The sequence below is a fragment of the Mesorhizobium sp. M7A.F.Ca.CA.002.04.1.1 genome (genome assembly GCF_004022805.1).
In the GTDB taxonomy this organism is placed as follows: domain Bacteria; phylum Pseudomonadota; class Alphaproteobacteria; order Rhizobiales; family Rhizobiaceae; genus Mesorhizobium; species Mesorhizobium ciceri.
On sequence record NZ_RZPL01000207.1, the window covers coordinates 1 to 7,951 of the forward strand.

General features: G+C 62.9%; 9 protein-coding genes. 3 read left to right on the plus strand and 6 right to left on the minus strand.

Annotation, left to right across the window (positions count from 1 at the left end; translation table 11 throughout):
- Nucleotides 1-168 precede the first annotated feature (168 nt).
- The gene (gene ppk2, locus ENZ75_RS13285; RefSeq protein ID WP_013533648.1) at nt 169-1,077 is read left to right on the plus strand and encodes a polyphosphate kinase 2; all 909 of its coding nucleotides are present in this window, start codon (nt 169-171) and stop codon (nt 1,075-1,077) included.
- Between the two features lie 48 nt (nt 1,078-1,125).
- Here the strand turns inward: ppk2 and ENZ75_RS13290 are convergent, their stop codons facing one another.
- The 3 genes from ENZ75_RS13290 to ENZ75_RS13300 all read right to left on the minus strand — a co-directional run bounded on the left by ENZ75_RS13290 (nt 1,126) and on the right by ENZ75_RS13300 (nt 3,356).
- Entirely contained in the window at nt 1,126-1,875 is a 750-nt protein-coding gene (locus ENZ75_RS13290) for an enoyl-CoA hydratase-related protein (protein WP_013533649.1), read from the minus strand.
- A 14-nt stretch (nt 1,876-1,889) separates the two neighbouring features.
- Nucleotides 1,890-2,528, minus strand: coding sequence for an acyl-homoserine-lactone synthase (locus tag ENZ75_RS13295; RefSeq protein WP_013533650.1), 639 nt, complete (start codon nt 2,526-2,528; stop codon nt 1,890-1,892).
- 96 nt (nt 2,529-2,624) lie between these two features.
- Nucleotides 2,625-3,356, minus strand: coding sequence for a LuxR family transcriptional regulator (locus tag ENZ75_RS13300; protein ID WP_013533651.1), 732 nt, complete (start codon nt 3,354-3,356; stop codon nt 2,625-2,627).
- Between the two features lie 249 nt (nt 3,357-3,605).
- On the opposite strand from ENZ75_RS13300, the gene ENZ75_RS13305 reads away from it, so the two are divergent.
- On the plus strand, nt 3,606-4,454 hold the full coding sequence (locus ENZ75_RS13305; RefSeq protein WP_063170010.1) for a transporter substrate-binding domain-containing protein: 849 nt from the start codon (nt 3,606-3,608) through the stop codon (nt 4,452-4,454).
- Between the two features lie 12 nt (nt 4,455-4,466).
- Here ENZ75_RS13305 and ENZ75_RS13310 read toward each other — a convergent pair whose 3' ends face one another.
- A complete protein-coding gene (locus tag ENZ75_RS13310) occupies nt 4,467-4,874 on the minus strand; it encodes a tellurite resistance TerB family protein (RefSeq protein ID WP_127389928.1) in 408 nt (135 codons plus the stop codon).
- Nucleotides 4,875-5,039: 165 nt separating this feature from the next.
- On the opposite strand from ENZ75_RS13310, the gene ENZ75_RS13315 reads away from it, so the two are divergent.
- The gene (locus tag ENZ75_RS13315) at nt 5,040-6,686 is read left to right on the plus strand and encodes a lysine--tRNA ligase (protein ID WP_063170009.1); all 1,647 of its coding nucleotides are present in this window, start codon (nt 5,040-5,042) and stop codon (nt 6,684-6,686) included.
- Here the strand turns inward: ENZ75_RS13315 and ENZ75_RS13320 are convergent.
- Nucleotides 6,652-7,494, minus strand: a complete 843-nt coding sequence (locus tag ENZ75_RS13320; RefSeq protein ID WP_348628039.1) for a thermonuclease family protein — start codon at nt 7,492-7,494, stop codon at nt 6,652-6,654. The two genes, ENZ75_RS13315 and ENZ75_RS13320, sit on opposite strands and share 35 nt — an antisense overlap.
- A gap of 9 nt (nt 7,495-7,503) precedes the next feature.
- Nucleotides 7,504-7,951: helix-turn-helix transcriptional regulator (locus ENZ75_RS13325; protein ID WP_164887807.1), on the minus strand; the 448-nt coding region annotated here is incomplete at its 5' end.

The following is a 7,951-nucleotide window of genomic DNA, read 5'->3' on the forward strand; positions in this document are numbered from 1 at the left end:
GCCATGGTTTGCGCGATGCCTCTCTGCTCTGTGTCCAGGTCAGCCATCTGCCCGCGGGCCCGCACCCCATGCCTTCGCACCCGGTCCACGGTGGCGGAAAAACTTCCACTAGACCGTTCCGGAGGCTCCCCATAGCATGAGTCCGGAAGCTGGAAAGGGTTCGTCTCGATGAAAAAAGCCAAGGAAAGTCCCGCCGCGCCAACTTCGGGGCCGCTGAAGATCAGGATCGGCGGCAAGGAACGGGAGTTCGACATCGAAAACCCCGTGCTTCCCGACTGGGTCGAGGACAACAAGCTGACTGCCGGCGGCTATCCCTACGACAAGAAGATGAAAAGTGATGAGTATGACGAGACGCTCGAGAAGCTGCAGATCGAGCTGGTCAAGGCGCAGGCCTGGCTGCAGTCGACCGGCAAACGGGTGATGGCGCTGTTCGAGGGCCGCGACGCTGCCGGCAAGGGCGGCACGATCTTCGTGGTGCGCCAGTACCTCAATCCGCGCACGGCACGCAACGTGGCGCTGACCAAGCCGACCCCGACCGAACTGGGGCAATGGTACTACCAGCGCTATGTCGACCACTTCCCGACTTCAGGCGAATTCGTCACCTTCGACCGCTCCTGGTACAATCGCGCCGGCGTCGAGCCGGTGATGGGTTTCTGCACGCCGCAGCAGCACGAGCAGTTTCTCGACGAGACGCCGCATTTCGAGCGGATGATCTCCAACGAGGGGATTCACTTCTTCAAATTCTGGCTGAACATCGGCCGGGAAACGCAGCTCGAGCGCTTCCACGACCGCCGCTACAGCCCGCTGAAGAGCTGGAAGTTTTCGCCCATCGACGTTGCGGGCATCACCAAGTGGGACGACTACACCAAGGTGCGCGACACAATGTTCGAGCGCACCCACAAGGAATTCGCGCCGTGGATCATCGTACGGGCCAATGACAAGCGGCGCGCGCGGCTTGCGGTCATGCGGCGCATCCTGTCGTCTCTGCCCTATGAGGGGCGCGATCTCGAAATCATCGGCAAGGAAGACAAGAAGATCATCGGCGAAGGGCCGTCATTCCTGGGAAAACAGGATTGACGCTTTTTTGCGTCGCGCGGCAGGAACCGCGCGACGCAATCATGATGCTTAAGCCGCCAGCCTGGCGATACGCTGCAATCGCCGCAGCGTCGTATCATCCTGCAGCGCCTGCTGGAAAAGCGAGATCTCCTGATCGATGCGATCGCAGAGGGCCTCGGTGTTCCCCTTCAGCAGGCCGCGCGTCTGCAGCAGGGCGGCGACCGGCTTCTTGACGAGCTGTCTTGCCCGACCAAGGGCCGCCTCCTCGACGGTGCCTCCCGGCACGATCTCCGCGACCAGGCCGAGCGCCCTGGCATCTTCGGCGCGAAGCGTGTCGCCGAGGCAGAAGAAGCGGAAGGCACCGGCGTAGCCGAGCTTCTGCGGCGCCAGGATGCTGGTCGCCGCATCCGGCACCAGGCCGAAATCGACGAACGGCACCCTGAACGTGCTCTCATCGGACGCGATCACCATGTCGCAATGGAACAGGATGGTGCAGCCGACACCGACGGCATCGCCATCGACGCAGGCAAGGATGGGCTTTGGAAACGTCGCCAGCGTGCGGAACAGGTCGGTGACGGCGGCGATCAGTTTCTGGTGCTTGGTGGCGTCGAGGAATTCGGAGAAGTCGCCGCCCAGACAGAAACAGCCTGCCAGGCCGCGCAAGACGACGACGCGAACCTCCTCATTGTCGGCTGCTTCATGGAAGGTCCTTGCCAGGCTTTCATAGGCCCTCCTGTCCAGCACCGGCCGGCCGTCACTCGACGACACGGTGACCACCAGCGTGTGGTTGCGAAGTTCAGGTTGCGGATGTGTGCTCATGACTGTCTCCGATCTCATGACGCACGCCTTTGCCCGAGCATGTCGGGATATCCCCTGGCCAGCACGGGAGCAAAATGATTGCGGCGCGACCGCACCACATCGAGTGTGTGCTCGTTGAAGGTCAGCAAGGTGGCGACCACCTGCTGGTTGCCATAGGTGCGCTGATAGCCAAGCGGGGTCGCCAGGAAATGCAGTTGCAAGGCGCGCAGCACCCACATCGGCTCGAACTCGATGATCACCTTGTCGACGCCGCGCTTCAGCCCCCACTCGACGAAACCGGCAATCAGTTCGGTGCCGACGGTCGAAACGCCGCGACGGCCATCGCGAAAACCGGGAGCCACCGCATAGCGGGTCAATTCCCAGATGTTTGGACCCGACGGCGGCGTTCCTTCGGAAAGATCGGTCAAGACCTCGGTCAGCAGATGTGGCCGCGTCGTCGGCAACATCCTCTGATAACCCGCCACTTCACCGCCCCTGATGACGATCTGATGGACCGCCTCGTCGTGATCGAACTGGTCGAGTTCGAGCCCGTCGGGGCGTCTGAGGTCATCCCACCCCATCTCCTCGACGAATATCTTGTAGCGCAAACGATGGACGGCCTCCCAAAGGTCGGGACGTTCCATCAATTCCTGGGTTGTAAGGGAAAAAAGCATTCCGCCGTCTCCTGCGTTCAGAGGAAGATACGGCCGTGCTTTGATGAGAAAATTGCGTGATCGCGTAGGCAAGGATTTCAGGTCGGCACGGCCGACCTAACTAATGTAGCCGCGCCGTATCGCTTCCGCGACGGCCTGCACCCTGTTGACGGCACCTAGTTTGCTTTTGGCGTTAAGAAGATGTTTCTCCGAGGTGTGTTCGGAAATGCCGAGGATTTGCGAAATCTCCCATTCGGACTTGCCGACGGCGGCCCATTGCAGGCATTCGCGCTCGCGCGGCGTCAGCACGATATGATCGATGGTCCTGTTCGCCATGGTGTGGAGTTGCATGGCGCGGCCAACCGCGTAGGTCGAGACCAGCGACACCTGGCCGAATTCGGCGGCGGACAATTCCACGGCCTCGCCGCCCAGCGACACCATGACGATCTGGCCGTCGAGCGTGATCAGCGGAAAGGCCAACCCATCGCGCAGTTTGAAGGCGCCGGCATCGCCCATCACCTCGCCGCTGCTCTTGTCTATGCGGATGCCTTGGGACGCTTCGTGCCACTGGAAGGGCGCCTGCAACTGTTTCATATGGCTGACGACCGGGTCATGATCGACATAGTTGCGCGCGACATAGCGCTCCAGCCACTCGCCAGGCCAATCGCAGAGAAGCACATGCTGCTTTTGCTGGCCGGCCGGCGTGCCTGGCTGCGGGACGGTTCCCGCCATCAGTGCGGTGAGACCGAAATCCGATGTTATGCCCAGCAGCCTTTCGCAGACCGCCGCCGCCGTTGCGGCGTGCTGCAGTTGGTCTATGTATTCCAGCGTGCGATCGAACTGACCCATCGCAACATCAACCCCATGTTGCCTTGTGCATTGCGGCCAATGATGCGTGCCTGATTTACACTTCGCCACCGACCACGGATTGCAAATCGCATACTTATTTTGTGGCTCCCTCTCATCGAGGCGACCGAAGCTGATTTGCAAACCGGCTAAATCATATCCTGAAATCGGCGTGTTGAAATCAAAAACCATTGTGCCTGTACCATTTTCGTACCAAAACCGGTGCGAGCACGACTGTGGCGGAGTTTTATCTTGGCGTTCCGGTGGAGGTCCTTCGCCTTTGCGATGCTGATCGGGTTGCTGTCGTTCGCCGACGGTGCGCGCGCCGCGGCGCCTCAGGTTCCGGTGCTGTGGGATGCCAAGGAGCGGCTGCCCAAGCCAGACCTTTCGAAGCTGCCCCGGCTGAGATTCCTCACCACCACGGACTTCCCGCCTTTCAACTTCCTCGACGGTGCGGGAAAGCTGTCCGGCTTCCACATCGATCTGGCACGCGCCATCTGCGCCGAGCTTGGCATTGTCGAAAAATGCCAGATCCAGGCCCTGCCCTGGGCCGAGCTGGAAGGCGCACTGCGGAAAGGCGAAGGCGAGGCGATCATCGCCGGCATCGCCGCCACACCGGAATCGCGCGCGACCTACGCCTTCTCACGCTCCTATCTGCAGTTTCCGGCGCGCTTCATCATGCCGAAGGGCAAGGCGCTGACCGAGCCCGTCTTTGACAAATTGCACGGCAAGCGTGTCGGCGTGATATCAGGCTCGGCGCATGAGCGCATGCTGCGCGACTATTTCAACACGGTCCAGGTCGTCCCTTTCGACAGGCCGGAAGAACTGTATGCCGATCTCAAGGCCGGCAAGGTCGACGCCGCCTTCGGCGACGGCATGCGCCTGGCTTTCTGGCTGGGCGGCTCGGACGCGGCGGGCTGCTGCCGCTTTGCCGGCGGGCCCTATCTGGCGCCCGAATATCTGGGCACGGGCATGGCCATCGCCACCAAGGCTGACAATCCGGCGCTGGCCGCAGCGATCGACTACGCGCTGCAGGAAATTTCAATGAAAGGCACGTTCGCCGAATTTTATCTGCGCTATTTCCCCGTCAGTTTTTTCTAAAGCCAAGGACTTTCAGGTCAGGGTACGCAGCCGCGCCTTGGCCGCGCGGCCGATGGCAGCAACCGTCAGCGTGTCGAGATCGAGCTGACGCCGGATCAGCTGCAGCACCCGCACCTCTTCCATGCGCATTTCGAGGTCGACGGCGGCAACCTCGAAGGCGGCGGCATAGGCGGTGTCGCGCAGCCGCTCGGGCAAGACCTCGGCGACTTCAGCCAGCACGCCCTCCAGCCCATCCTTTTCGTGCAGGCGCTTCTGGCAGCCCTGGGCGACGCCGACCAGCCTGTCGTGGTTGAAGTCCTCGAACACCGGCCAGGAGCGGACGACCTCGCCGATCCGCGCCAGTTCAACATCGGTCATGTCGCGGTCGGAGGCCGAGGTGATGACCATCAGATAGATCAGGGCTTCATGAGGTGTCGGCAATTTTTTCTCCTTGAACCGGGCCTCGAAGTTAGGAACGCCCGTTCTGCACCGCAAGGAAAAAGCGCCGCACGCGTTGACGCTCCGGCGCTGCACGCCTAGAGACCGGTTGAAAAACCCTTGCTGCGGCCCGCCTTCGGGCCGGCAGATGATTTGGAAAACTGTGACATGGCGGGATCAAACATCATCGATCTCAACCCCGAGCTGCTGGCGGCCGCGACCGAAAGCAAGGCGTGGCCGTTCGAGGAAGCCAAAAAGATCATCGAGCGCTACAAAGGCGCCGACTTTCCGCAAACAGTCCTGTTCGAGACCGGCTACGGGCCGTCCGGCCTGCCGCATATCGGCACGTTCGGCGAGGTGGCGCGCACCTCGATGGTGCGCCATGCCTTCCGTGTCCTGACGCAGGACAAGGTCGCGACCAAGCTGCTGTGCTTTTCCGACGATATGGACGGCATGCGCAAGATACCCGACAGCGTGCCGGACCGCGCCGCACTCGAGCCGCATCTGCACAAGCCGCTATCGTCGGTCCCCAACCCCTTCGGCGGCGACTATGCGAGCTTCGCCGACCACAACAATGCGATGCTCTGCCGCTTCCTCGACACGTTCGGCTTCGACTACGAGTTCGCCAGCGCGACGCAATACTACAAGGCCGGCCGTTTCGACGCGATGCTCAAGCGCGCCGCCGAGCGCTATGAGCAGATCATGGCGGTGATGCTACCGACGCTCGGGCCCGAGCGGCAGGCGACCTACAGCCCGTTCCTGCCGATCTCGCCGAAGAGCGGCCGCGTGCTTTACGTGCCCATGAAGCATGTCGACGCCAAAGCCGGCACCATCACCTTCGACGACGAGGGCACCGAGACCACGCTTTCGATCACCGGCGGCCGCGTGAAGCTGCAGTGGAAGCCGGATTTCGGCATGCGCTGGGCAGCGCTTGGCGTCGATTTCGAAATGTTCGGCAAGGACCACCAGACCAATGCGGTGGTCTACGACCGTATCTGCAACATTCTGGGCGGACGGGCGCCGGAGCATTTCGTCTACGAACTGTTCCTCGACGAGAACGGCCAGAAGATCTCGAAGTCGAAGGGCAACGGGCTGACCATCGACGAGTGGCTGACCTATGCGCCGACCGAAAGCCTCGGGCTCTACATGTACCAACGGCCGCGGCAGGCCAAGAAGCTGTATTTCGACGTTATCCCGCGGGCCGTGGATGAATACTACACGTTCCTCGCCGCCTATCCCCGCCAGGACTGGAAGGAGCGGCTGGGCAACCCGGTCTGGCATATGCATGACGGCAACCCGCCAGCGATCGACATGCCGGTGCCGTTCTCTCTGCTGCTCAATCTGGTCAGCGCTTCCAACGCGCAGAACAAGGATGTGCTGTGGGGGTTCATTTCACGTCATACGCAAGGCGTGACGCCGGCGACGCATCCAGAGCTCGACCGGCTGGTCGGCCATGCGATCCGCTATTTCGACGATTTCGTGAAGCCGACGAAAACCTTCCGGCCCGCCGACGAGGTCGAGCGCGAAGCGCTGGCAGCCCTCGACGAAGCACTTGGCGCGCTGCCGGCGGACGCCAGCGGCGAAGCGATCCAGAACGCCTCGCTCAACGTCGCACGCAGGATCGAGCGCTATCAGGATCATTCCAAGCAGAGCCCGGAAGGCGGCCCCGGCGTATCGGGCGCCTTCTTCCAGATGATCTACCAGGTGCTGATCGGCCAGGAGCGCGGCCCGCGCTTCGGCTCGTTCGCAGCACTCTACGGCGTTGCCGAGACGCGTGCGCTCATTGAGCGGGCGCTGGCTGGTCAGCTGGCTTGAGCACGCCGTCGACCTCTTCCAGGATCGAACCCGGCGCCTGAGGTGCCGGGCCTGGCGCGGCCGGCATCGCCGGCATGCCCGACAGATCGGGCGCCGATCCGAAAATGCCCTTCTTGCCCATGCGCGCCTTGTCGCCGGCCTCGACATAGGGGCCGCCCTTGGCGGCGCGCGCCCAGCCATTTTCGACCAGCCACTGACCTACATCCTGCTTGCCGATCCGGCACTCGGCTGCGATCAGGTCGCGGCCGCCCTGCGGCGGCACCGTGCAGACCACCGCGCGGCCGCGCAGGAAGGCGCGGAACGCTGTCCTCGCCCGGACGCCGCACGGCCAGGACTTGCCGTCCTCGCTGCAAATCTCGTCCTGCCTGACGATGTCGATGCCGGAAACCGCGACCGAGTAGCCCTTCGCCTCGATCAAGCCGGCGGCCGGCGCAACCGGCTGGAACAGCTTTGTGCCGTTCCAGTCGTCAGGCATTTTCGGCTTGGGCGGCACGGCCAGCGCGAGTTTGCTCAGCGGCTCGCGCGGCTCGATCCGTTCAAGCCCGTCGGCGGGCAGTTCCGGCGGCGCGACGATTTCGGGATCGATCGCCCTCGAATGCGTCGCCGGCTGCGGAGCTGCGATGGCCGATGTGGCCGGCTCCTCGGGCAGCGTCCCGGCAGCCTGCTGCGCCATCGCATCGGCGCCCGGATCAAGCTGGTCCACGGTGATGACGCTTTCACTACCTTTCAGAGTGTGACCGCCAGTGACGACAATGGCTGCCATCACAGGGACCATCAGAACCGCCAGCGCATGATGGAGAAGCCGCACCAGCTTGACCTATTGGCTTGCCCAGACAATCCGCGCCACCCATTCGACATCGCGCATGGGAATATCGCGGTCGGGATGATCGGGATTGAGCGAGACCAGCGCAATCGACCTGACGGTCTGGCGCTCGAGCACCTTGGCCATCACTTCGCCTGATGTGGTCTTGACGACGACGCGATCGCCCTTGCGGGTAACGGCGCCCGGTTCGACGATGAGGACGTCGCCATTGCGGTAGAGCGGCAGCATGGAATCGCCCTGCACCTGCAAAGCATAGGAACTCTCGGTCGATTGCGTCGGCAGTTCGATCAGATCCCAGCCCTGCCCGGCTGGAAAGCCGGCATCGTCGAAGAAGCCGCCGGCGCCGGCCTGGGCAAAGCCGAGCAGCGGCACGGAGCTTCGGCGGGCGACCGAAGCCGCATGGCTGGCCCCGGCCCGACCTTCAATCAAACCGGTGAATTCG